This is a genomic window from Pseudomonas sp. CP4 (assembly GCF_047758505.1).
GTDB classification, from domain to species: domain Bacteria; phylum Pseudomonadota; class Gammaproteobacteria; order Pseudomonadales; family Pseudomonadaceae; genus Aquipseudomonas; species Aquipseudomonas fluorescens_AO.
The window spans coordinates 2,217,512-2,239,949 of the sequence record NZ_CP180489.1 but is presented as its reverse complement, the minus strand read 5'-3'; the positions used below and the strand labels follow the sequence as shown (position 1 = coordinate 2,239,949).

21 protein-coding genes and 1 pseudogene are annotated in these 22,438 nt (G+C 59.9%); 12 read left to right on the top strand and 10 right to left on the bottom strand.

Annotated features, from left to right (window positions below):
• Window positions 1-83 precede the first annotated feature (83 nt).
• Window positions 84-887, bottom strand: coding sequence for a SirB1 family protein (locus tag ACMYUN_RS10055; protein ID WP_039759293.1), 804 nt, complete (start codon window positions 885-887; stop codon window positions 84-86).
• A gap of 184 nt (window positions 888-1,071) precedes the next feature.
• Between ACMYUN_RS10055 and ACMYUN_RS10050 the strand changes: the two genes are divergently transcribed.
• Window positions 1,072-2,091 carry a Glu/Leu/Phe/Val dehydrogenase dimerization domain-containing protein gene (locus tag ACMYUN_RS10050; protein ID WP_415763610.1) on the top strand — a complete coding sequence of 340 codons (1,020 nt, stop codon included), beginning with the start codon at window positions 1,072-1,074 and terminating at the stop codon, window positions 2,089-2,091.
• A gap of 155 nt (window positions 2,092-2,246) precedes the next feature.
• Here ACMYUN_RS10050 and ACMYUN_RS10045 read toward each other — a convergent pair.
• A pseudogene (locus ACMYUN_RS10045) lies at window positions 2,247-2,501 on the bottom strand (YebG family protein); the annotation flags it as partial.
• Window positions 2,502-2,837: 336 nt separating this feature from the next.
• Here ACMYUN_RS10045 and ACMYUN_RS10040 point away from each other — a divergent pair.
• Window positions 2,838-3,338, top strand: coding sequence for a phosphate-starvation-inducible protein PsiE (locus ACMYUN_RS10040; protein WP_016771633.1), 501 nt, complete (start codon window positions 2,838-2,840; stop codon window positions 3,336-3,338).
• On the opposite strand, the gene ACMYUN_RS10035 is transcribed toward ACMYUN_RS10040, so the two are convergent.
• Together ACMYUN_RS10035 and ACMYUN_RS10030 are read right to left on the bottom strand one after the other, a co-directional pair.
• Window positions 3,335-3,652 carry a DUF3509 domain-containing protein gene (locus ACMYUN_RS10035; protein ID WP_130928281.1) on the bottom strand — a complete coding sequence of 106 codons (318 nt, stop codon included), beginning with the start codon at window positions 3,650-3,652 and terminating at the stop codon, window positions 3,335-3,337. The genes ACMYUN_RS10040 and ACMYUN_RS10035 overlap by 4 nt on opposite strands.
• Window positions 3,653-3,915: 263 nt before the next feature.
• Window positions 3,916-5,292, bottom strand: coding sequence for an L-serine ammonia-lyase (locus ACMYUN_RS10030; protein WP_415763609.1), 1,377 nt, complete (start codon window positions 5,290-5,292; stop codon window positions 3,916-3,918).
• 135 nt (window positions 5,293-5,427) lie between these two features.
• Between ACMYUN_RS10030 and ACMYUN_RS10025 the strand changes: the two genes are divergently transcribed.
• Together ACMYUN_RS10025 and ACMYUN_RS10020 are read left to right on the top strand one after the other, a co-directional pair.
• Window positions 5,428-6,375, top strand: a complete 948-nt coding sequence (locus ACMYUN_RS10025; RefSeq protein ID WP_039759283.1) for a LysR substrate-binding domain-containing protein — start codon at window positions 5,428-5,430, stop codon at window positions 6,373-6,375.
• A gap of 200 nt (window positions 6,376-6,575) precedes the next feature.
• The gene (locus tag ACMYUN_RS10020; RefSeq protein WP_039759281.1) at window positions 6,576-6,983 is read left to right on the top strand and encodes an HPF/RaiA family ribosome-associated protein; all 408 of its coding nucleotides are present in this window, start codon (window positions 6,576-6,578) and stop codon (window positions 6,981-6,983) included.
• A gap of 70 nt (window positions 6,984-7,053) precedes the next feature.
• On the opposite strand, the gene fecA is transcribed toward ACMYUN_RS10020, so the two are convergent.
• From fecA to ACMYUN_RS10005, 3 genes are all read right to left on the bottom strand, one after another.
• Window positions 7,054-9,387: a TonB-dependent Fe(3+) dicitrate receptor FecA gene (fecA, locus tag ACMYUN_RS10015; RefSeq protein WP_415763608.1), complete on the bottom strand. Its 2,334-nt coding sequence runs from the start codon at window positions 9,385-9,387 to the stop codon at window positions 7,054-7,056.
• Window positions 9,388-9,475: 88 nt separating this feature from the next.
• On the bottom strand, window positions 9,476-10,408 hold the full coding sequence (locus ACMYUN_RS10010) for a FecR domain-containing protein (RefSeq protein WP_415763607.1): 933 nt from the start codon (window positions 10,406-10,408) through the stop codon (window positions 9,476-9,478).
• Complete coding sequence (locus ACMYUN_RS10005) at window positions 10,405-10,893, bottom strand: sigma-70 family RNA polymerase sigma factor (protein ID WP_415763606.1); 489 nt, start codon at window positions 10,891-10,893, stop codon at window positions 10,405-10,407. The genes ACMYUN_RS10010 and ACMYUN_RS10005 overlap by 4 nt, the downstream gene beginning before the upstream one ends.
• A 188-nt stretch (window positions 10,894-11,081) precedes the next feature.
• On the opposite strand from ACMYUN_RS10005, the gene ACMYUN_RS10000 reads away from it, so the two are divergent.
• The 6 genes from ACMYUN_RS10000 (at window position 11,082) to ACMYUN_RS09975 (ending at window position 17,488) form a co-directional block, all read left to right on the top strand.
• Window positions 11,082-11,387, top strand: coding sequence for a DUF3649 domain-containing protein (locus tag ACMYUN_RS10000; protein ID WP_415763605.1), 306 nt, complete (start codon window positions 11,082-11,084; stop codon window positions 11,385-11,387).
• Window positions 11,384-12,967 (top strand): PepSY-associated TM helix domain-containing protein, encoded by a 1,584-nt coding sequence (locus ACMYUN_RS09995; RefSeq protein WP_415763604.1) that lies wholly within the window; start codon window positions 11,384-11,386, stop codon window positions 12,965-12,967. Before ACMYUN_RS10000 ends, ACMYUN_RS09995 begins: the two co-directional genes overlap by 4 nt.
• Window positions 12,967-13,293, top strand: coding sequence for a DUF3325 domain-containing protein (locus ACMYUN_RS09990; RefSeq protein WP_122610800.1), 327 nt, complete (start codon window positions 12,967-12,969; stop codon window positions 13,291-13,293). Before ACMYUN_RS09995 ends, ACMYUN_RS09990 begins: the two co-directional genes overlap by 1 nt.
• Before the next feature lies 1 nt (window position 13,294).
• Window positions 13,295-13,861 carry an RNA polymerase sigma factor gene (locus ACMYUN_RS09985; RefSeq protein WP_415763603.1) on the top strand — a complete coding sequence of 189 codons (567 nt, stop codon included), beginning with the start codon at window positions 13,295-13,297 and terminating at the stop codon, window positions 13,859-13,861.
• The gene (locus ACMYUN_RS09980; protein ID WP_415763602.1) at window positions 13,858-14,847 is read left to right on the top strand and encodes a FecR family protein; all 990 of its coding nucleotides are present in this window, start codon (window positions 13,858-13,860) and stop codon (window positions 14,845-14,847) included. Before ACMYUN_RS09985 ends, ACMYUN_RS09980 begins: the two co-directional genes overlap by 4 nt.
• 211 nt (window positions 14,848-15,058) lie before the next feature.
• Entirely contained in the window at window positions 15,059-17,488 is a 2,430-nt protein-coding gene (locus tag ACMYUN_RS09975) for a TonB-dependent siderophore receptor (protein WP_415763601.1), read from the top strand.
• A 116-nt stretch (window positions 17,489-17,604) separates the two neighbouring features.
• Here ACMYUN_RS09975 and ACMYUN_RS09970 read toward each other — a convergent pair whose 3' ends face one another.
• Window positions 17,605-18,480, bottom strand: coding sequence for a helix-turn-helix domain-containing protein (locus ACMYUN_RS09970; RefSeq protein ID WP_039759265.1), 876 nt, complete (start codon window positions 18,478-18,480; stop codon window positions 17,605-17,607).
• A 141-nt stretch (window positions 18,481-18,621) separates the two neighbouring features.
• On the opposite strand from ACMYUN_RS09970, the gene ACMYUN_RS09965 reads away from it, so the two are divergent.
• Entirely contained in the window at window positions 18,622-19,524 is a 903-nt protein-coding gene (locus tag ACMYUN_RS09965) for a DMT family transporter (protein WP_415763600.1), read from the top strand.
• 18 nt (window positions 19,525-19,542) lie between these two features.
• Here ACMYUN_RS09965 and ACMYUN_RS09960 read toward each other — a convergent pair whose 3' ends face one another.
• On the bottom strand, window positions 19,543-20,052 hold the full coding sequence (locus ACMYUN_RS09960; RefSeq protein WP_415763599.1) for a DUF2165 family protein: 510 nt from the start codon (window positions 20,050-20,052) through the stop codon (window positions 19,543-19,545).
• A 140-nt stretch (window positions 20,053-20,192) separates the two neighbouring features.
• Window positions 20,193-21,167 carry a 2-hydroxyacid dehydrogenase gene (locus ACMYUN_RS09955; RefSeq protein WP_415763598.1) on the bottom strand — a complete coding sequence of 325 codons (975 nt, stop codon included), beginning with the start codon at window positions 21,165-21,167 and terminating at the stop codon, window positions 20,193-20,195.
• A 795-nt stretch (window positions 21,168-21,962) separates the two neighbouring features.
• On the opposite strand from ACMYUN_RS09955, the gene ACMYUN_RS09950 reads away from it, so the two are divergent.
• Window positions 21,963-22,424: a hypothetical protein gene (locus tag ACMYUN_RS09950; protein WP_415763597.1), complete on the top strand. Its 462-nt coding sequence runs from the start codon at window positions 21,963-21,965 to the stop codon at window positions 22,422-22,424.
• The last annotated feature ends 14 nt before the right edge of the window (window positions 22,425-22,438 follow it).

Here is a 22,438-nt window from a genome sequence, read left to right as displayed (position 1 = left end):
CCGAGGTGCCTGCTTCGCGAGCAGGCTCGCTCCCACACAGGTTTGTGTGGGCTCAAGGATGGGGACAAGCCTGCGGAAGGTGGTCAATGAACGACGGAGTTGGGCGGCAGATGACCGAGGCGTTCGGTCAGGCGCAGGCGCTGGATCGGATCTTCGCTGAGCAACAGCGCGTGCTCCAGATCGAAGCGTTCAGCGTTCGGACAATCCAGCCGTTGATACAAACTGGCGCGAGCCATGTAATCGGCAGCCTTCGCGCCACCCAGTTCGAGCACTCGTTCCGCGTCGATCAGCGCGGCGATGTGATCGTCGTGGGTCAGATGCAATTGGCGCAGGTTGCGCGACAGGCGCTGGAGCATCTGCACTGGCGTCGCGGTGAGCAGATGCTCGGCGCTGAGCTGCATGTTCGGTCCGTATTGACGTTGCAACAGCTCGCGACAGTCGTTGGGATACAAGCGTCGACCTCCGCAAGGGTCGAGCAAGTGGTCGGCGCCGGGTACCCGCAACAGGAAATGCCCGGGGAAGTTGACCCCGACCAAAGGAATCTCGAGGCCATGCGCCAGTTCCAGTGCGATCAACGCCAATGCCAACGGCTGACCCCGCTGGGTGTGTAACACACGATGCAGCAGCGCTGCCTGTGGACGCAGCGGCAGGAAATCATCCTGGGCGAAGCCGAGATCGACCATGCGCCGCAACAGCGGTTGCGCCAGTTCGCTGACCGGCAGCATCGGCAGGCCGTAGCTGACGCGTAATTGCAGATCCTTGAAGGTACGCAACCATGTCTCGGGCTCGAGAGTTTTGTCGTGCTCGGCACTTATCCACAGCGCAGCTTCCAGCAGGGCTGGCGGTGAACGATGCAGGCATTCGAAAAAGCGTTGGCGCGCACTCATCTGAATCTCCCTCCAATGCCTCGTTTTAGCCCCGTCCGGGTTGTTCGTCCAGTGCTGGGCTCGCTGAGCGCGACTTATTGCGGCATGACATTGTCCGCTCGGCGGCTCATGCCGGTGCGCGCCAGCAATTTTCAGGGGCAAGCCTATACTGGCGTTCTACAAGAAGTGATTCGGGAGCCTATCGATGTTCGCTCTCATGCAAAGCACTCGCCTGGAATCGCTGCACCTGAGCGTGGATCCGGTCACCGGGTTGAAGGCGGTCATTGCCATTCATGACAGTCGCTTGGGGCCAGCCTTGGGCGGCTGCCGTTACCTTGCCTATCCCAACGACGAATCTGCGGTCGAGGACGCCATTCGCCTGGCGCAAAACATGAGCTACAAAGCGGCGCTGGCCGGCCTTGCGCAGGGTGGCGGGGTGGCGGTGATCGTGCGCCCGGTCCATGTCGAGAATCGCGCCGCGTTGTTCGAGGCTTTCGGTCGTTGTATCGAGCAACTCGACGGCCGCTACATCACCGCCATCGACAGCGGTACTTCAGTGGCCGACATGGACTGCATCGCCCAGCAGACCCGGCATGTCACCAGCACCACCTCGGCAGGCGACCCGGCACCGCACGCGGCCATGGGCGTGTTCACCGGCATTCGCGCCACAGCGATGGCGCGTCTGGGCAGCGACAACCTCGAAGGTTTGCGCATTGCCATTCAGGGGCTTGGCAACGTCGGTTATGCACTGGCCGAGCAACTGCACGCTGCCGGCGCCGAGTTGCTGGTCAGTGACATCGACCACGGCAAGGTGCAACTGGCGATGGAGCAGCTCAATGCCCATCCGATCGCCAACGACGCATTGCTCAGCACGCCGTGCGACATTCTCGCGCCTTGCGGTTTGGGTGGGGTGCTCAACAGTCACTCTGTGTCGCAACTGCGCTGTTCCGCTGTGGCCGGTTCGGCGAACAATCAACTTTCCCATCTGGATGTGGCGGATCAACTGGAACGGCGCGGCATTCTTTACGCGCCGGATTATGTGATCAATGCCGGTGGGCTGATCTACGTTTCGCTGAAACATCGCGGTGAGGAATTGCCGACCATCACGGCGCATCTGTCGAAAATCAGTTCGCGGTTGACCGAAGTTTTTGCCCACGCGCAGGCGGAAAAGCGTTCGCCGGCGCGGGTGGCGGATGAGTTGGCGGAGAAGGTTTTGTATCGCTGAAAGCAAAAGATCGCAGCCTTCGGCAGCTCCTACACTCGGAATGTAGGAGCTGCCGAAGGCTGCGATCTTTTTAATTACTTCGGCGCTTTCGCTGCTTTGGCTGGCTTCGTCGGCGTCTCATCAGGTTCTGTCGCTTCAGCTTTTTCGACAGGCTCGGCCGGCGCATTGATCAGCTCCGACAGCGCATCGGGCTGGCTCTTGAATGCTCGGGCGAACACATCACGATTCTTCGCCATGTAGATTCCGGCTTCTTCCACTTGCTGTTCAGTCAGGGACGGAACGGCTTTTTGCAGCACATCGGCCAGATATTCGGCCAGTTCGAGCATTTTGTCATGACGATCAGCTTCGGCTTTATCCATGAACAAGCGCTCCAGATCTCGGCTGCTGCGGTATACCACTTCGACGGCCATTCACCACCTCACATGCCTTCACATTAAGTTGTCTTGACGACTACTGTATCCATATACAGCGAAAAGGATAAGCGAATCCCTGCGCCATGGGTAGTGGCTTTTCAATGTAGACCGGATTTGGTGTTTGTCAGGGAACCGTGTCGCTGCTCTTCGCGAGCAGGCTCGCTCCCACAAAAAATCCAGCGGTGCGACCAAACGCCACGGCGCGGGATTTGCGGCGGATCGCCATGATGCGTGGCCCTGAACCTGCATGAAAACCGTGGCTACAAGGCGCACGCGCAAAACCGTCACGTGCGATACGCATCATCCGCCCGATACGGGCTAAGGAAACTCATCGTGAAAATCAACTGGGCCGAGAAACTGCGGCGCAACGTGCACCAACTGGCCGAGTCCCTGGGCAACCTGTTCGTCGAAACCTTTCATTACCTGGCGCTGTTCGCCATCGGTGCGGTGACGGCGTGGGCGGCGGTGATGGAGTTTCTCGGCATGCTCGAAGTCGGGCACATCAAGATTGATGACATCCTGTTGCTGTTCATCTATCTGGAACTGGGCGCGATGGTCGGGATTTATTTCAAGACCAACCACATGCCGGTGCGCTTCCTGATCTACGTGGCGATCACTGCACTGACGCGCTTGCTGATTTCCAACGTCTCGCACCACAACCCGCCGGACATGGGCATCATCTACCTGTGCGGCGGCATTCTGTTACTGGCATTCGCGATTCTGGTAGTGCGTTACGCCTCCTCGCAGTTCCCCTCAGTGAAGATCGAGAACCCGCAGCGCAAGATCGGCACGGGTTCCAGCGAGCATCCTGAAGTGGAAAAGGGCGAGCTCTAAAGGCCCGCCGCCTGGCCGGGCTGACCTTTGACCCGTGGCGGTGGCGGGGTCAGTCCGACGCCGCTGGTCATGGCTTCGAGAATCGACATGGCGCTGTGGCCCTGTTCGATGGCGATGCCGAACTGGATGCTTTGCACCAGCCGTTTCAAACGCTCGGGATCATTGCGCTGTTCGGCACTGATCATGCGCTTGGCCACGATGCGGCCGGCGTTGGAAAGCGTCAGCATGATGCTGCCGTCCAGGCCCTGAATGCTCAGATTGATCTGATAGTCCGGCGCGAAGGCATCGGTAATGATTTGAAATGGGTTGTCCATGATGCGTCACCGCCTGATTGAACGTGCAGTTGTTGACCGGCCATGATCCGATTTGGTTCGCAACACCAGACCACTGGCATCTCGTTCGCTGAGGTTTGCAACGTCCGTTTGCCTCAAGAGGGATATAGCAAGGGGCATGCCGGAAAAATTGTCAGACAATGAATACGCCATAAAAAACGGCGAACCATTTGGCTCGCCGTTTTTTATGGCGCGTTTTCAGGGCAGGAATCGGGCGATGACCGCTGACAGTGCAAACAGGCCGATCAGCATTCCACCCAGTTCACCGCCAGCCCGCCCCGCGAGGTTTCCTTGTATTTATCGTGCATGTCGGCGCCGGTGTCGCGCATGGTGCGGATCACCCGGTCGAGGGAAATGAAGTGATTGCCGTCGCCGCGCAGGGCCATTTGCGTGGCGTTGATTGCTTTCACCGCCGCGATGGCATTGCGCTCGATGCACGGCACTTGCACCAGGCCACCGACCGGATCGCAGGTCAGGCCGAGGTTGTGTTCCAGGCCGATTTCGGCAGCGTTTTCCAGTTGCTCCGGTGTCGCGCCGAGGACGTCGGCCAGACCGGCGGCAGCCATCGCACAAGCTGAGCCGACTTCGCCCTGACAGCCGACCTCGGCGCCGGAGATCGATGCATTTTTCTTGCACAGAATGCCGACGGCAGCTGCACCGAGAAAGAACGCGACGACGTCATCATCAGACGCATCCGGATTGAATTTCATGTAGTAGTGCAGAACGGCCGGAATGATCCCGGCGGCGCCATTGGTCGGCGCGGTGACCATGCGCCCGCCGGCAGCATTTTCTTCGTTGACGGCGAGGGCGAACAGGTTGACCCATTCCATCGCCGACAGGGTCGAGCTGATCACATTCGGTTTGCCGATTTCGAGCAAACTGCGGTGCAGTTTCGCCGCGCGACGCGGTACTTTCAGACCGCCGGGCAGGATGCCTTCGTGGCGCAAACCTTGTTCGACGCACTCGCGCATCACCGACCAGATGTGCAACAGGCCCTGACGGATCTCGGCGTCGCTGCGCCAGGCGCGCTCGTTGGCCATCATCAGTTCGGAAACGCGCAGATTGTGCTGTTTGCACAAAGCGAGCAGCTCGGCGGCGCTGGAAAAATCGTAGGGCAACACCACGTCGCTGGCGGGCGCCACACCGGATTCGGCTTCAGCCGCTTCGACGATGAATCCGCCCCCCACCGAGTAATAGGTTTGCGCGAACAGCTCGGCGCTTTCGCCAAGGGCCGTCAGCGACATAGCATTGGGATGATAGGGCAGGCTCTCATCGAGCAGCAGCAGATCATTCTGCCAATCGAAAGCAATCGAACGCTGACCAGCGAGGGATAGTTGCCCGGTTTCGCGCAGTTGCTGGATGCGTGGCTCGATGGTCGAAGGATCGATGCTGTCCGGCCACTCGCCCATCAGGCCCATGACCGTTGCGCGGTCAGTCGCGTGGCCGACGCCGGTGGCCGAGAGCGAACCGTACAGGCGGATCTGCACCCGTCGCACATCATTGAGCAAATGCTGATCTACAAGAGCCTGGGCAAAGGTCGCCGCTGCACGCATCGGGCCGACGGTATGGGAACTGGACGGGCCGATGCCCACTTTAAATAGATCAAAAACACTGATAGCCATGCTAAACCCTTACAAGCAATGGAGTAGGAATCGCTGCCATTTTTTGTCGGACAAGCGCAATGTCGGCGATACTGCCTGCCTCGCTTCGAGGTGACCAACGAAACCTCCTAAGACAGCCTTTAGCAGGACTAAACAATGAGTCGTCAATTGCATGCCCAGACCTATGTCTGGCTGCAGGTGTTTGCCTGTGCCGCGCGGCACCTGTCGTTCACCCGTTGTGCCGAAGAGCTGCACATCACCCCGGGCGCGGTCAGCCAGCAGATTCGCCAATTGGAAGAACGCTTGGGCTTTCGCCTGTTTCATCGGCGCGCGCGGGGCGTTGAGTTGAGTGCGCAGGGGCAGCGGCTGGCGATGACCGTCAACGAAGCCTATGGCAGCATCGATGCGGAGTTGCGCCGGCTGGACGCCGGGATGATCAGCGGGACGCTGCGGTTGCGTTCGATACCGTCGTTTCTCGGCAAGTGGCTGACCCCACGCCTGCCGCGCTTGCAGCAACGTTTTCCGGATATCCAGTTGCGCCTGGTGGCGGAGGACAGCAGCGTGCCGTTGCACGAGGGCGATTTTGATCTGGCCATCGACCTCAACGATGGCAGCTACCCGGGATTGTTATCCACAGCCTTGCTCGACGAGCAGATTTTCCCCGTGTGCGCGCCGAGCCTGTTGCGCGGGCGACCGCCGTTGCACGGGCCGGCGGATCTGGTGCATTTCCCGTTGCTGCACGACATCACCGCCTGGCGTGGCAGTTACGAATACGCGGAATGGGAGTTCTATTTGAATGCGATCGGCTTCGAAGGTGCCGATGTACGACGCGGCCACACGTTCAATCGCAATCACCTGACCATCGAAGCGGCGATTGCCGGCATGGGCGTGGCGATTGCCCGGCGCACGTTGCTCAATGATGAGCTGGAACGCGGTACCTTGATCGTGCCGTTCGGCCTGTCGGTGCCCAATCACAAGCGTTACGTGCTGCTGTATGCGCCGGGGGCGTTGAGCCATCCGGGCGTGCGCGCTGTGCATGACTGGCTGGTGGAGGAGGCGGGAATTTTCCGCAGTCTGCACCCGCTGAATGACGGGCAATTGTGAGCAGATTTTGCCAATGGGCGAGGCGACCCAACTCCCGACATTAACAGCGCCTCGCTCGGTTGTCCGGCTTTTTTTGCGAATGAATATTTTTCTTTTTTCAGGGGTTGAAATGTTCGCCGCTCGGGCCGATTGTTGTAACCAGGAGGTCAGGAAATTCACTTCAAGGCCTCCAGCGAGCTAGCTGAAATAAGGGATGAACTATGCAAATCCAAGTCAACAGCGATAACCATATTCAAAGCAGTAAGCGACTGGAGGAGTGGGTACGTACAACTATTGAGAGCACGCTCGACCGTTATGAAGAAGACCTGACCCGTGTCGAAGTCCACCTCAGCGACGAGAACGGCGAGAAACCAGGTCCCCATGACTTGCGCTGCCAACTGGAAGCGCGGCCAAAAGGCCACCAACCGATTTCCGTGACCCACAAAGCCGATTCGCTGGAACAGGCGATCGACGGTGCTGCCGAGAAACTCGAGCACAAACTGGATCATCTGTTCGGCAAACTGCGAGGTAAACCACGCGCCGCTGTAGTGCCATTTAGCGGCAAAGCCAACGACAAGCTGTTGGCGGAAGAATTCGACGAGAACGAACAGGCAGCGATCAACAGTTGATGCGCTGATTTCACAAGTCACACAAGGAGAACGGGCCTGCTGATGCAGGCCCGTTTTTTTTGGCGATTTTTTAGAACGTCACCGAAGTCTGCACATAAACCGTCCGCGGCTCACCTGCATACTTGCCCTTGTTGTTGTCATCGAACGAGCGTGTGAAGTACTGCGTGTTGAAAATGTTCTTCACCCCCACCGCCACGTTCAGATCGGAAAGCTGCGGTCCGAAGTCATACCCGGCGCGGCTGCTGAACAGCATGTAGCCGGGGATCTTGCCGGTGCTTCCATCGGCGCTTTCCTTCGAAGTGTTGGCGTTGTCGGCAAACTGGTCGCTCTGGAAGCTGCTGTCCAGATTCAGCTTCCATGGCCCTTCGGTATAACCGACGCCAATCGTGCCTTTGTGTTTGGAAGAAAACGGCACGCGGTTGCCTTTGTTCGGACCATTCTCGCGAATAGTTGCGTCGACATAGGCATAACTGGCGTAGACATCGAAACCGGCCAGCGCCGGGCTCAAGTCATCCAGTGCGTAGTTGACGCTGGTCTCGATGCCTTGATGGCGGGTTTCACCACGAGCGATCACCGAATCGTTGGTCTGGTTGCTTTCGTACTGGTTGTCGAAGTTGATCAGAAATGCGCCGATCTCCGCGCGCAGGGCACCGTTGTCGTAGCGCGTGCCGAGCTCCCAGGTGCGGGCCTTTTCCGGCTTCACTTCGCCGCTGCTCACGCGGTTGGGCATCTGGCTGTATTGCACGCTGCCAAACGAGCCTTCGGTGTTGGCGTACAGGTTCCAGCTGTCGGTGAGGTGATAGAGCACGTTCAGCGCCGGCAGCGCGGTGTTGTAGTCGCCCTTGTATTTGACGTTGGTCAGGTTGTTGGTCTGCTGCGACTCGATCATCTCGTAGCGCACGCCCGGGGTGATGGTCCATTTGCCGATATCGATACGGTCATCGACGAAGAATGCGTTGGCCTCGGTACCACCGCGAGTGTCGCGGTCGTTGCGGCTGCTGGTGGTCGGGTATTCGTTGGCGCTGATCGGCGTGCGATAGCGCAGTTCGTGGCCGGCCTCGTTGATGTAGCGGTAACCGACGCCGACTTCGTGGCTGCTCGGACCAAGATCGAAGCCTTGGGCGAAACGGGTTTCCAGACCACGCACCCAGTACTCGCGCGGCGATAGCGACAGGAATGTGCCCTGATCCAGATAACCGCTGCGCAGGGTTTTGGTGAAGAAGGTGTTGGCGGTGAACTCGCGGCGGTCTTCCTGATAGCGATAGCCGACGTTGAACATCGTCCGGCGGCCCCAGAACTGGTCTTTCGGCCGCGTCGACTGATACGGATCGGCATCGTAATCGGCGACGTTGAGACCGCCGGGCATGTCGGCCTTGCCTTCGTAATACTGGGCCATGGCGTTGAAGCTGTTGGCGTCGTCGAGCTGGTATTTGCCCTTGAGGATCAGGTCGTCGATCTCGGTATCACTGTGTTCACGCCAGTCACCGCCACGGGTGCCGGAGTACAACAGCGCACCACCGAGGCCGTTGGCGTTGGTGCCGCCGGCCAGCAGATTGGCGCTGGTCTTGAAACCGTCGTGGCTCGACGATGGGCTGGTTTCAGTCTGGAAACCACCTTTGACTGTTGGCTCGTCGGGAATCGCCCGGGTCACAAAGTTGACCACGCCGCCGACGTTCTGCGGGCCGTAACGCACCGCGCCGCCGCCACGCACCACGTCCACGGCATCCATGTTGCCCATGCTGATCGGCGCGAACGACAACTGCGGCTGACCATAGGGCGCGAAAGGCACCGGGATGCCGTCCATCAATACGGTCGAGCGTGCGGCCAGGCGCGGATTCAAACCACGAATGCCGAAATTCAGTGCCATGTCATGGCTACCGGTGCCGTTGTTCTCCGGCGCATTCACACCGGGGATGCGGTTAAGTACGTCGCGGGCCTGGGTCGCGCCCTGCCGTTCGAACTCTTCGCGGCGGATCACATCACGCGCGCCGGGGTGTTCGAAGACATTGATCTGCGCCGCGTCGCCGAGCCAGTCGCCGACTACGGTCGAGGTGCCCAGCTCCAGCGCCGCGTCAGCCGGCGGTTGCAGGCTGAAGGCGTTGTCACCCTCGGCTCGGGCTTGCAGGCCGGTGCCTTCGAGCAAGGCATCGAGGCCTTGTTGCGCGGTGTAGTTGCCTTTCAGACCACGGCTCTGCACACCGCTGGTGACTTGCGAGCCAAAGGAAATCAGCACGCCGGCTTCACGGCCAAACTGGTTGAGCGCGGTTTCCAGTGGCGCCGGGGCGATGTGATAAACCTTGGCCTCGGCGCCCAACGCGGCGGGCAGGGCGGTGAAGCTGAGGCTAGCGCCGAGCAGAAGATTGCGCAGGCTGCGGGCCAGTGGCGTAAGGCGGGTGGGCTGCATGTGGATGATCCTGAGAAGGTGGAATCAAGGGGGCTTTCCTTCTCTGTCACGCCAGATCTGAAAAACGGCTCATGGTTGTGGCGTTTTTTTACACCCGCGCTTCGACGCTCACCCAATAACGGGTAAAGCGCTTCACTCTGACCGGCAGACTGATCTGCAACAGGTCAAGAATCCGCTCACTGTCATCCAGCGGATACGTCCCGGAAATCAACAGATCGGCGACCTGACTGTCGCACCGTAGTTGTCCGCGCCGGTAGCGGCCAAGCTCTTCGAGGAAATCGCCGAGGCGCATATGGGCGGCGACCAGCATGCCGTCAGTCCAGGCGCCGCTGTTGGCGTCCAGCGGCCTGGATTCGCTGACGGCGCTGGCGGTAAAACTCAACTGCCGCGCGACCGGCAGTAGCACGGGCGCGCGCTGGCTGGCGGTGAGTTCGACTCGTCCTTCGAACAGCGCGATCTGCGTACGCTCGGCAAATTGCCGCACATTGAGGCGCGCACCTTGGGTTCTCAGCACGCCGTGTGCCGTGCGTATTTCGAACGGATTTGCAGCGCTCAACAGCATTTCGCCCTCGAGCAGACGAATCAACCGCTGCGCACCATCCACATCAACCGAGCTGGCGGTATTGAGCTGCAACGAATCGGCGCCACTCAGGGCAATCTTGCGCCGCTGTCCGACCGGCGTGCGGTAATCGGCGAGCAGCGACGGCAGCGGCGTGTGCTCGCGCAGGCCCCAGGTCGCCGCTGAGCCGGCACCGAGAATCAGCAACAGTTTCAGCGCCTGACGGCGACTGCTCGACTTCGGCCCGTTCAGCGCGGCGTGGGCCAACGGCGAGGAAACACCCCGCAGACGCTGATTGACCCGCTGCATGTGTTCCCACGCCCGGCGGTGTTCGCTGTGTGCGTCCAGCCACTGTTGCCAGGCTTGTTGCTGGCGCGGGGTGAGCGTGCCCTGCTGCATTTCCAGCTGCCAGTGCACCGCCTGTTCGGCGACCTGCGCGGAAAATTCCGGCACACGATTCATAACGCGAAATAGCAGCGCATGGCCGCTTTGTTCAAATGGCGTTTGACCGTGGCCACGGAAATACCCAGTTCGGCGGCGATCTGTGGATAAGTCAGACCATCGACCTGAGCGAGCAGGAAAGCGCGTTTGATCTGGCGCGGCAAGCCGTCGAGCATTTCATCGAGTTCGACCAGTGTCTGCAGGATGATCGCTTTGTGCTCTTCCGACTGCGCGATCATTTCCGGCATCTGCGCCAGGGTTTCGAGGTAGGCGCGTTCCAGATCCTGGCGCCGGTAATGATTGAACAGCACGCGCTTGGCCAGCGTGGTGAGAAAGGCGCGCGGTTCGATGATCACCGGTGGCTCGCGGGCGGTCAGCACCTTGATGAACGTGTCCTGGGCCAGATCCGCCGCGCTGTCCGGACAGCCGAGCTTGCGCCGCAGCCAGCCGGTGAGCCAACTGTGATGGGCGTTGTAGAGCGATTCGACGGGATGGGCGGGCGGCAACGAAATCACTCCGGACGCAAAACCTGCGTAGAGAACGTACGTTAGAGAACAAGAACGGTTCGCATTGTAGGGGTTGGCGACCGTGTCCGGCAATCAGATGCTTTTGCGTATGAGAATATTTATCATTAATATTGCTCGCCTGTAGATTCGGCTTGTCGGCCGAATGTTTTTCGTTTCAGGGTCGAAACATGAAAGGCAAACTCGTAACCCTTCCCATGTCCTATCGTCTGGCCGTCACTTCGCGAGTGCTGGCGGCGATTTTCGGCGGCTATCTGGTGGCGGCGCTGGCCAGTGTCACCCTGACGTTGTGGCTGCCGCTGAACCGCGCCGAAGCGGTGGTCACTGGCATGACCGTGTCCTTTCTGGTCTATCTGGTCGCGGTGCTCTGGTGTTTCGCCTGCCGCAGCGCATGGTCGGCATGGGTCGGCCTGTTGGTGCCGAGCGTGATCCTCGCCACCATTTCCGGTGCCGCGCGCGGTCTGGGGCTGGCATGAAAGAAGGTTTCCGCCAGGCAATGGCGTGGCTGCACACCTGGGCCGGGCTAGTGTTCGGCTGGTTGTTGTTCGCGATTTTCCTGACGGGAACACTCGCCTACTTCAAAGACGAAATCAGCCACTGGATGCAGCCGGAAATTGCGGCGCATCCACTCGATGCCGAAGCGAGCCTGACGCTCGCGCAAAACTATCTGCAGCAACACGCCGCCGGTGCCTCGCGATGGCTGATCGATTTGCCCGATGCCCGCGATCCCGGTCTGACCGTGCGCTGGCAGCAGGCTTCGGGCAAACCCGGCGAGCGCGGCCGCTTCGAATCCAGAACCCTTGACGCTCAGACCGGGGCCGAAGTACAGGGCCGCGAAAGCATGGGCGGCGAGTTCTTCTACCGCTTTCACTTCCAGTTGCAGATGCCTTATCCGTGGGGCCGCTGGCTGGCGACCATCGCTGCGATGGTGATGTTCGTCGCGTTGATCAGCGGCATCATCACCCACAAGAAAATCTTCAAGGACTTCTTTACCTTCCGCCCGCGCAAGGGCCAGCGTTCCTGGCTCGACGGGCATAACGCGGTGGGTGTGCTGGTGCTGCCGTTTCACTTGATGATCACCTACAGCAGCCTGGTGATTTTCATGTCGATGGTCATGCCAGCCAGCATCGTCGCCTCTTATGGCAGCGACGTGCGCAAGTTCTACGACGAGGTCTTTCCCGCCTCGAAGACGCCCGAGCGCGCCGCTATTGCCGCGCCGTTGAGCGCCATGGCGCCGTTGCTGGCGAAGGCCAGCGAGCAATGGTCGGGCGGCCACACGGCGCGCCTGTCGGTGAGCAATCCGGGCGATACCAGCGCCACGGTGGTGCTGTCCCGCGCGGGCGATCGGGTGGTGCATGATTTCGGCCGGGCGGTGACCTTCAACGGCGTCACCGGGCAGCTTCTGAGCAGCACCCCCGATCAGCCCATGGCGATGGCGGTGGGTGGCGCGTTTTACGGTTTGCACATGGGCCATTTCGCCGGGCCGCTGTTGCGCTGGCTGTATTTCCTTTGCGGACTGGCCGGCACGGCAATGATCGGCACCGGGCTGGTGATCTGGCTCGGCAAGCGACAGCTCAAGCACGCTAAAAGTGCGGCGATGCCGTTCGAATTGCGTCTGGTCGAAGTGCTGAATATCGCCAGTATGGCCGGGCTGGTATGGGCGGTGGCGGTGTTCTTTTTGGCCAATCGACTGCTGCCGGTGAGTCTGGCAGGGCGGGCCGATTGGGAAGTGAACGCGTTCTTCATAGTCTGGGGCCTGAGCGTGGTGCACGCGGTATTGCGTCCGGGACGCAAGGCGTGGATCGAACAGCTGACGCTCGGCGCCGCGTTGTTTATCGCGGTGCCGCTGATCAATGCGCTGACCACACCGTGGAATCTTGGCGCCAGCCTGATGCAGCGCGACTGGGCACTGGCCGGATTTGATCTGACGTGTCTGGCAACGGGGCTTTTTCTTGGCTGGGCTGCGCGCAAGATGCAGCGTACGGGCAACCACGCCAGCGTTCGCCAAGTAGGTTCTTCGCCTCGCTCGATCACTGTCGAACAGGGTGCCAACTGATGCTGCTGGCCCTGTTGCTCACCTATGCCGGCTTCACCGCGTTGTGCCTGTCGATGCCACGTCATCACGCCGAATTGCTCGGCGCCAAACCGTCGACGCGCCGCCGTCAGGGTCTGGCGTTGGCGGGATGGCTGTTGCTGGCGCTTTCGCTGTGGGCAGCGGTCGCGGCCAGTGGCTGGAGTTTCGGTCTGGTCGACTGGTTCGCGGTGCTGATGCTCAGCGCTTTGGCATTGGTGCTGTTGCTGCCGTATCGCCCGCGTCTGGCCATGGCCCTGGCCGGGTTGAGCCTGCTGGCGAGCCCGGTCGCCGCCTGGGCGCAGTGCTGAAGTGCTGATCGGTCTGCCACCGGAATCGCGTGACGATGAAGCGCGTGGCGCGCGTGCGCATTTTCTTCAGGTGTTTCTGTCCCAGCGTGCGCAAATGGAGGCGCTGGTGAACCGGCGCGTCGGTTGTCGGGCGACGGCGGCGGATCTGGTCCAGGATCTGTTTTTGCGCTTCTGGCGGCGGCCGCTGGTGCAGGTCGAAGAACTCAGCACTTATCTACTGCGCTGCGCCGGCAATATCGCCATCGATCATTTGCGCAGCGAAGGCACGCGCACACGGGTCAACGAAGGCTGGCAGCCGGACGAACCCGACAGCCATGGCAGCGAACCCCAGGCTGCACTCGAAGCCGGCAACGATCTGCGCCATGTCGAAGCCGCGTTGCGCGCCTTGCCCGAGCGCACGCGGCAGATTTTTCTGCTCAATCGCATTCATGGGCGCAAGTACGCCGAGATCGCCAAGGCCATGGGCCTGTCCCAAAGTGCCGTGGAAAAACATATGATGCGCGCCCTCGAGGCCTGCAAGGCCAGCCTGCGCGAACCCGCGCCACGTCTGCCAGGGAAAGCACCGTGAAGCCATCAAACCCGATCACGCCGACACCGGCCCAGGAGCAGGCCGCGCTGGCCTGGCTGAGCCTGTTGCACGACCGCCCGAGCACTGGCGATCAGCTGACCTTCAGCCAATGGCTGCGCGCCGATCCAGCCCATGCCCAAGCGTATGCGCAGGCGCAGGTGATCTGGGAACTCAGCGAAAGCCCCGCGCGCACGCTGGCCGATGAAGATGCGTTCGCGCTGCAAGGTTATCTGCGGGCGATGGATGCCCCGCGTCGTTCGCCGATGTTGCGTTGGTCTGGAGCACTAGCGCTGGCCGCGTGTCTGCTGTTGATGGTCAGCCTCGGCACGGGGTGGCAGGCGCAGCGCTGGCTCGACGATCTGCGCGCCGATCATGTCTCCACGCCTGGCGAAATTCGCACGGTGACACTGGCCGATCAGTCGCAAGTGACGCTGGATGCCGATAGCGCGATTGCTGTCGATTTCAGTCATGGCCAGCGCCGCGTGAAATTGATCAGAGGCGCTGCTTTCTTCAGCGTCACTCACACTGGCGATCCGTTTGTGGTGGCGGCGGAGCAGGGCGAGGCGCGGGTGCTGGGCACGCAGTTCGAAGTGCGCCGGCAACTCCACGGCGCGCAAGTGACGGTATTGTCCGGACGTGTCGCGGTGACGGCGGACGAGCACGGTCAACAACAGATTCTCACTGCTGGTCAGCAAGTTGCTTATGCCGACGGCACTGCGGAAAAACTGCATGCCGTGGACAGTGAAGCGCAACTGGCCTGGCGTCAGGGTTGGCTGACTTACTACAAGACCACGCTGGCCGATGTGGTAGAGGATCTGCGCCGCTATTACCCGGGGCGGATTGTGCTGCTCAACGATGAGCTGGCGGCGCGCAAGGTCAGCGGCAGCTTTCCGAGCAAGGACCCGCAGGCGGTGCTCAATTCGTTGCAGGGGGTGTTGGGGTTTGAGCAGCATCGGGTGTTGGGGCAGCTGATTATTCTGCGCTGAGGCTGCCGGCCTCTTCGCGAGCAGGCTCGCTCCCACAGGGAACGCATTCCAAAGGTGGGAGCGAGCCTGCTCGCGAAGGCGTCATCCCAGGCGACAAATTCTCGAAAAATATTTTCAAATTAAAGGTGAGGTAACCCCGAGCCCCATCCGTGTAGTGACTGAAACTGCGAGCCATTCGCATCCGTTGCGGTTCTACACAGGTCATTGAGCAATGAAGTCCAGGGCAAAATCCGGTTCGGTCAAACAGTGGTTGGGCATGTCGGCGCTGAGTTTTTCCGCGTTGGCATTGCTGCCGATGAATATCGCGCTGGCGGCAGAAGCGGTGAGCAATCAGGCGCAACAGCAATTCAATTTTGCCCTCGCCGCCAAACCGTTGCCGCAGGCCCTGAGCGACTTCAGCCGCGTGACCGGGCAGAGCGTGGTCTACACCGACGAAGCGCCGTACGGCCTCGATGCTCCGGCAGTCAACGGCCGGATGAGTGCCGAGCAGGCCTTGCAGCGGTTGCTCGGCAATTCCGGCCTGAGCTTTCGCCGCACTGACAGTCACACGTTGGCGCTGGAGCCGATGCCGACCGCAGGCGCGCTCAATCTCGGCGCCACCACCATCACGTCCACGCGCGACGAATCGCTGAGTTATCAGCCGCCGGAAACCAGTTCGGTGATGCGCTCATCGGCGTCGCTGCAAGAGATTCCGCAGACGGTCAATGTCATCCCGGCGCAGGTCATTCGCGATCAGGCGCCGCGCAATCTCGACGACGCGCTGGCCAATGTCAGCGGTATCACGCAGGGCAACACCTTGGGCAGTACCCAGGACTCGGTGATGACTCGCGGTTTCGGTGACAATCGCAACGGCTCGATCATGCGCGACGGCATGCCGCTGGTGCAGGGCCGCGGCATGAACGCGACCGTGGATCGCGTCGAAGTGCTCAAGGGCCCGGCCTCGTTGCTTTACGGGATTCAGGACCCGGGCGGCGTGGTCAACCTGGTCAGCAAGAAGCCCGAACTGACCCAGTACAACGCCGTGACGGTTCGCGGTTCGACCTACGGTGACGGCAAGAACGGCAGCGGCGGCGCCTTCGACAGCACCGGCGCGCTGGGTGATTCCGGCTTCGCCTATCGCATGGTCGTCGATCATGAAGACGAAGATTACTGGCGCAACTTCGGCACCCATCGCGAGACGCTGATCGCACCGTCGCTGGCCTGGTACGACGAGCGCACCAAGCTGCTGTTCGCCTACGAGCACCGCGAATTTCTCACCCCGTTCGACCGTGGCACCTTGATCGATCCGCGCACCAATCATCCGCTGGATATCTCGCGCAAGGAGCGTCTCGACGAGCCGTTCAACGACATGGAAGGGCGCTCGGATCTGTACCATTTCGAAGCCGACCATGAACTCAACGACGACTGGAAAGCCCACTTCGGCTACAGCTGGAATCGCGAGACCTACGACGCCAGCCAGGTGCGCGTGACTGCGATCGACACCAACAAAGGCACACTGACCCGCAGTATGGACGGTACCCAGAACGCGATCAGCACCGATCGTTTCACCACCGCCAGCCTCGAAGGCAAAGTGAATGTGCTGGGCATGCAGCACGATCTGGTGTTCGGTGTTGATGATGAATACCGCAAGATCTACCGCGAGGATCTGATCCGGCAGAAAAGCCTGACGACGTTCAGCTACCTCAATCCGGTGTATGGCCGCGAAGTGATGGGTACTACGGTGAGTGCGCCCGACAGCGCGCAGACCGACAAACTGCGCAGCGACTCGGCGTTTCTGCAGGACTCGATTCACCTCAACGAGCAGTGGATTCTGGTCGCCGGTGGCCGTTTTCAGGAATACGACCAGTACGCCGGCAAAGGCGTGCCGTTCAAGGCCAATACCGACAGCAACGGGCAGAAGTGGGTGCCGCGCGCCGGTCTTGTGTATCGCTACACCGACGCGCTGTCGTTCTACGGCAGCTACACCGAATCGTTCAAACCCAACTCAACCATCGCCCCCCTGAGCGGCAGCAGTACCGTGCTCGACGGCAGCATTGCGCCGGAAGAAGCCAAGTCGTGGGAGCTGGGCGCGCGACTGGATATGCCGGGCAGTATCACCGGCAATATCGCGCTGTTCGACATCAAGAAACGCAACGTGCTGGTGGCCAATTCCGAAGGCCCGACCACGATCTACAGCGCGGCAGGCGAGGTGCGTTCACGCGGTCTGGAACTGGATCTGAGCGGGCAACTCAGCGAGCACTGGAACCTGATCGGCAGCTATGCCTACACCGATGCCGAAGTCACCGAAGACCCGGAATACAAAGGCAAGCGCCTGCAAAACGTAGCGAAGAATTCCGGCTCGCTGTCGGCGGTGTATGACTTCGGCAATGTGTTTGGCGGCGATCAGTTGCGTGTCGGTGCCGGCGCGCGTTATGTCGGTGAACGCGCAGGCAACGCGGTGAATGATTTCGATCTGCCGAGCTATACCGTGGCGGATGCGTTTGCCACTTACGACACCACGGTTGAAGGGCAGAAGGTCAAGTTTCAGTTGAACGTGAAGAACCTGTTTGATCGCACCTATTACACCTCGTCCGCGAGCCGCTTCTTTGTGTCGATGGGGGATTCGCGGCAGGTTTCCTTGTCCAGCACTCTGGAGTTCTGATCCAAAACCGCATCAACGCTCTTCGCGAGCAGGCTCGCTCCCACAGGAGACTGCATTTCAAGGTGGGAGCGAGCCTGCTCGCGAAGGGGCCATCACTGGCGAAAAGGTACGAGTTTCTAACGCAAAAACGCCTGCCGATACTCGCCCGGCGTCCCACCCAAAACCTGCCTGAACCGATTAGTGAAATGGCTGGCACTGGCAAACCCGCACGCCAGTGCAATCTCCCCCAAGGGCAGCGCCGTGCCGCGCAACAATTCCCGTGCCCGGCTCAAGCGCCGCGCCAGCACATATTGATGCGGCGGCAGGCCGAAGCTCAGGCGAAACATCCGCGCAAAGTGATATTCCGACAGCGCACACAGCCCGGCCAGTTGCCCGAGGCTGATCGGCTCAGCCAACTGATTGTCGATGAACTCCACCAGTTGCCGGCGCTGATGCGGTGCGAGTCCGCCCTTCAAGCGCAAGCCCTGACGCGCACCGACCTGGTTGAGCAGGGTGTGGCTGATCAATTCGTGGGCGAGGCTGCTGGTCAGCAAGCGTTCGGCTGGCTCTTCCCAGTTCAGGCTCAACAATCGGCGAAAGCGCTGGGCCTGCTGCGGATCTTCGAGAAAGGTCTGTTCGCGTAATTGCATTTCGCGCGGTTCGCGATCGAGCAACGTCACGCAACCGAGGGCGAATTGTTCGGCGCTGAAATACAGGTGCGCCAGACGGATGTCGCCATTGATCACCCAGCCCGATTCATGCTCGGCCGGCAGGATGCACAGCTTGTCGGGCCCGCCCTTGCGGCCCGGCTGGCCACGGCGAAATGTACCAGTGCCGCCGGCGATATAGCAGGACAAGGTGTGATGACTCGGCGCTTCATATTCCTGGGCGTCGTGGTGATTGGTCCACAAAGCCGCAGACAAGCCGTCGCCGAGCTCGGCGCTGTGCACCAGACGTGCATTCGGCGAGCGGTTGAGGGCTTGAAAGACTTGCAGGGTATCGATGGCGGCCATGTGCGGTTCTCTTCAACGCCTTCGCATCCTACTCCGTAGGCGTGGCGCTGCCAGCCAGTTGGCAGACAAAAGCGCAAGATTCTGCAAGCGCCGAAGGATGGCCAAGGCAGACACTCAAGGCCTGTTTAAGGAGTGTCTGCCATGAACCTGTCGTTGTACCTGCTGACCGTGCTGATCTGGGGTACCACCTGGATCGCCTTGAAATGGCAATTGGGCGTGGTCGAAATTCCTGTGTCGATCGTTTATCGCTTCGGCCTGGCTGCATTGGTGTTGTTTGCGTTGCTGCTGCTCAGCCGACGTCTGCAACCGATGAATCGGCGTGGGCACCTCATCTGCGTCTTGCAGGGCCTGTGCCTGTTCTGCATCAACTTCATGTGCTTTCTGACCGCCAGTCAGTGGATTCCCAGCGGGCTTGTGGCGGTGGTGTTTTCCACGGCAACGCTGTGGAACGCGCTGAATGCGCGGGTGTTCTTCGGTCAGCGCATTGCGCGCAATGTGTTGCTGGGCGGTGCGTTGGGGCTGTCGGGTCTGGGGATGTTGTTCTGGCCGGAGCTGGCGGGGCATGAGGCCACTCCGCAAACCTTGCTCGGTCTTGGTCTCGCGCTGTGCGGAACCTTGTGTTTTTCGGCAGGCAATATGCTCTCCAGTCTGCAACAGAAAGCAGGGTTGAGGCCGTTGACCACCAATGCCTGGGGCATGGCCTACGGCGCGGCGATGTTGTCGGTGTGGTGTCTGCTCAAAGGCATTCCTTTCGACATGGATTGGTCGCCGCGTTACGTCGGCGCGTTGCTGTATCTGGTGCTTCCCGGCTCGGTGATCGGCTTTACCGCCTACCTGACGCTGGTCGGGCGCATGGGGCCGGAGCGTGCGGCTTATTGCACGGTGCTGTTCCCCGTGGTGGCGTTGAACGTGTCGGCGTTTGCCGAAGGTTATCAATGGACCGCGCCAGCGCTCGCCGGATTGGTGTTGGTGATGCTGGGCAACGTGCTGGTGTTTCGTAAACCGAAACCACTGTTGTCCGCCGGGCAGGGAAAGTTGGCTTGATAAAACGAGCGCTGCTGTTCAGCGCTCGACTTTCAAGGTGATGTAGATCATTACCGGGAAGATAAAGTCGACAATGTGTCGTGCCCAGTCCTTGGCGTTCCATGATTGCGAAGTGTCCATGTCGAACCATTCAACACCGACAGTTTGCAGGCACACGTAATAAATGAAGATGGCGACCAATATGCCCATGATCGAAAACTTCTTGGCTTCATGAAACGCTGCAGCCGAAGCATCAATGTAGCGATATAACTGGTAGGTACCGATCAGACAGAGCAACGTGTAAGTGACTTCCATGGTGATGATGAACCAGTAGATCCGGTGGTGGATCATGGGCGAGTCAATGGCCCGGTACATGATGTTTTCGCTGGCGTTGGTGGTGTCCATACTCAGAATGTGCGCCACATAAGTGTAATTGGATTCATAGTCGGTGAAGTTATGAATCATCACCAGCAGGCCGAAGAAGCTTATATAAGCCATGAGGATGACTTTGCTGTAACGAATAAGTTTGTCAGTGGTCAGGGTGTTCACGGGAATGGCTCTCCATGGCAATCAATCAATGAGTTGATAAGTTGCGAGAGCTTATATGGCTGTTACTTGGTCTGGCTTTTTTGTTCGGTTGCAAGTTATGTAAGGTGAAGGCCGGCGCAACGTTGCGCCGGCCCTTTTTTTCAGCCGCGCCAGGCCTGCGGATTGACCAGATCCTGCGGCCGTTCGCCGAGCAGGGCGCTGCGCAGGTTGGCCAGAGCGCGGTTGGCCATGGCTTCGCGGGTCTCGGTGGTCGCTGAGCCGATGTGTGGCAGGGTCACGGCGTTTTTCAATTGGAACAGCGGCGATTCGGCCAGTGGTTCTTTCTCGTAGACGTCGAGCCCGGCACCACGGATGCGGTTGTTTTGCAGGGCTTCGATCAGCGCCGGCTCGTCAACGACCGGGCCGCGCGAAATGTTGACCAGGATGGCGCTCGGCTTCATCAGCGTCAGCTCGCGATGGCTGATCAGGTGGCGGGTCTTGTCGCTCAGCGGTACCACCAGGCAGACGAAATCGGCTTCGGCGAGTAGCTCATCAAGGCTGCGGTACTGCGCGCCGAGTTCCTGTTCCAGTTCGGTCTTGCGACTGTTGCCGGTGTAGAGGATCGGCATGTTGAAGCCGAAGCGCCCGCGCCGGGCGACGGCGGCGCCGATGTTGCCCATGCCGACGATGCCGAGGGTCTTGCTGTGCACATCCGTGCCGAACAGCGGGGTGCCGACGCTGGCCTGCCATTGCCCGGCCTTGGTCCAGGCGTCGAGTTCGGCGACGCGGCGGGCGCTGCTCATGATCAGGGCGAAAGCGAGGTCGGCGGTGCTTTCGGTGAGCACGTCGGGGGTGTTGGTGAGCATGATCCCGCGTTCGTTGAAATAGTCGAGGTCGTAGTTGTCGTAGCCGACCGAGACGCTGGAGACCACTTCGAGTTTTGTTGCGCTTTCCAGTTGTGCGCGGCCGAGTTTGCGGCCGACGCCGATGAGGCCGTGGGCGTGGGGCAGGGCTTCGTTGAACTGGGCGTTGATGTCACCGGTCTTGGGGTTGGGGACGATTACGTCGAATTCTTGTTGCAGGCGTTCGATCATGGGCGGGGTGATGCGGCTGAAGGCCAGGACTGTTTTTTTCATTGGGCTTGGGCTCGTCGGGGCTTGATTGCAAGCACGCTAACATTTTCTTGTTCGGGTTGTCTTGGCGGCCTCTGGGCCGACCATGCCTTGGTTTGTCTGGTGTGAATATCCGAAGGTTTCGGTGCGGCGGCTGGCGGTTTCGCCTGACGGCGACTTACTTTTTTACAAGCGCCTAAAAAAGTAAGCAAAAAACGCTAGCTCCTACGTTCGGCCCTCGCAGGCTCGGGTCCCTTCGCTCCGGGACTGATCCGGGCGCAGCGGCTCCGGTTTGCTTCGCTGCACCTCCTTCCGCTGTGTCTGGCTGCGCCAGACGGTCGCTGCGCTCCCACGCCCGGATCAATCCCTCCACTCAGCCTTCCGACGTCGCCGGTGGATCAAGATCAAAAGCACTCGAGCTTGCGCTCATTGTTGAGTGGGGCGGCTTCGCCGCGGGCAGCTGCGCTGCTTTGCCTTTGCTTTTGTAGGAGCGAGCCTGCTCGCGAAGGCGGCCTGACAGCCGACCTGTTTCTCGCTGATGTACTCGATTCAAACTGTGGGAGCGAGCCTGCTCGCGAAAGCGGTTTATCTGACAGCTCGAATTTGAATGTGTCGAGTCCTAGGCGGGCTCCGGCCAATTGATACGCTACCAATTCCATCCTTCTGCACTTTGTCTAGAACCAGATCGTAAGTTTCTTATAGCAAAAAATTTTGTTTTACTGTCATTTCTGTCAGGTGCGATCAGAGTTCAATCATGCAATCTTGTGTCTGCACACTATTTTCCTGTGTGTACCGGGATCCATAGAGAGGGAACTTGTCATGCAAAATAAAATTCGGCTCCATTCGAAATCAAAAAAATCAGTATCAGGTTCGGCCAACGTGCTGATTGACAGCCTTCCACCGTTCAATGGCAGTGTTTTGAAATTCTTGACTGATGGCAAGGAAGTCCTAGTTAGTGCAAATCAACAATTTGACGAAAAACGGTCGGCGTCGTTGAGCATCAGTTTTCCAGAGTCAATTGACAACAAAGAACATGATTACGTTAAAGACAGCGGTATCGACATTATCTATGTACTGATTGAAAAGGATGACGATGGGGAGACATATACTCCTTACTCAGCTGTTTACGGAAGCGGAAAAGTCACAGTTGCATTCGATTTGGAACGAGGCACATTCCATGCGACGTTCAATTTAAAGGTACAGAACGATCCAACAGAGCCCCAGCTGGGAGCAAACGGTGCGTTCAGAGACGTTCAAGGTCTTGAGCACGTACAGAAGTAACACTCTGTCTTTAT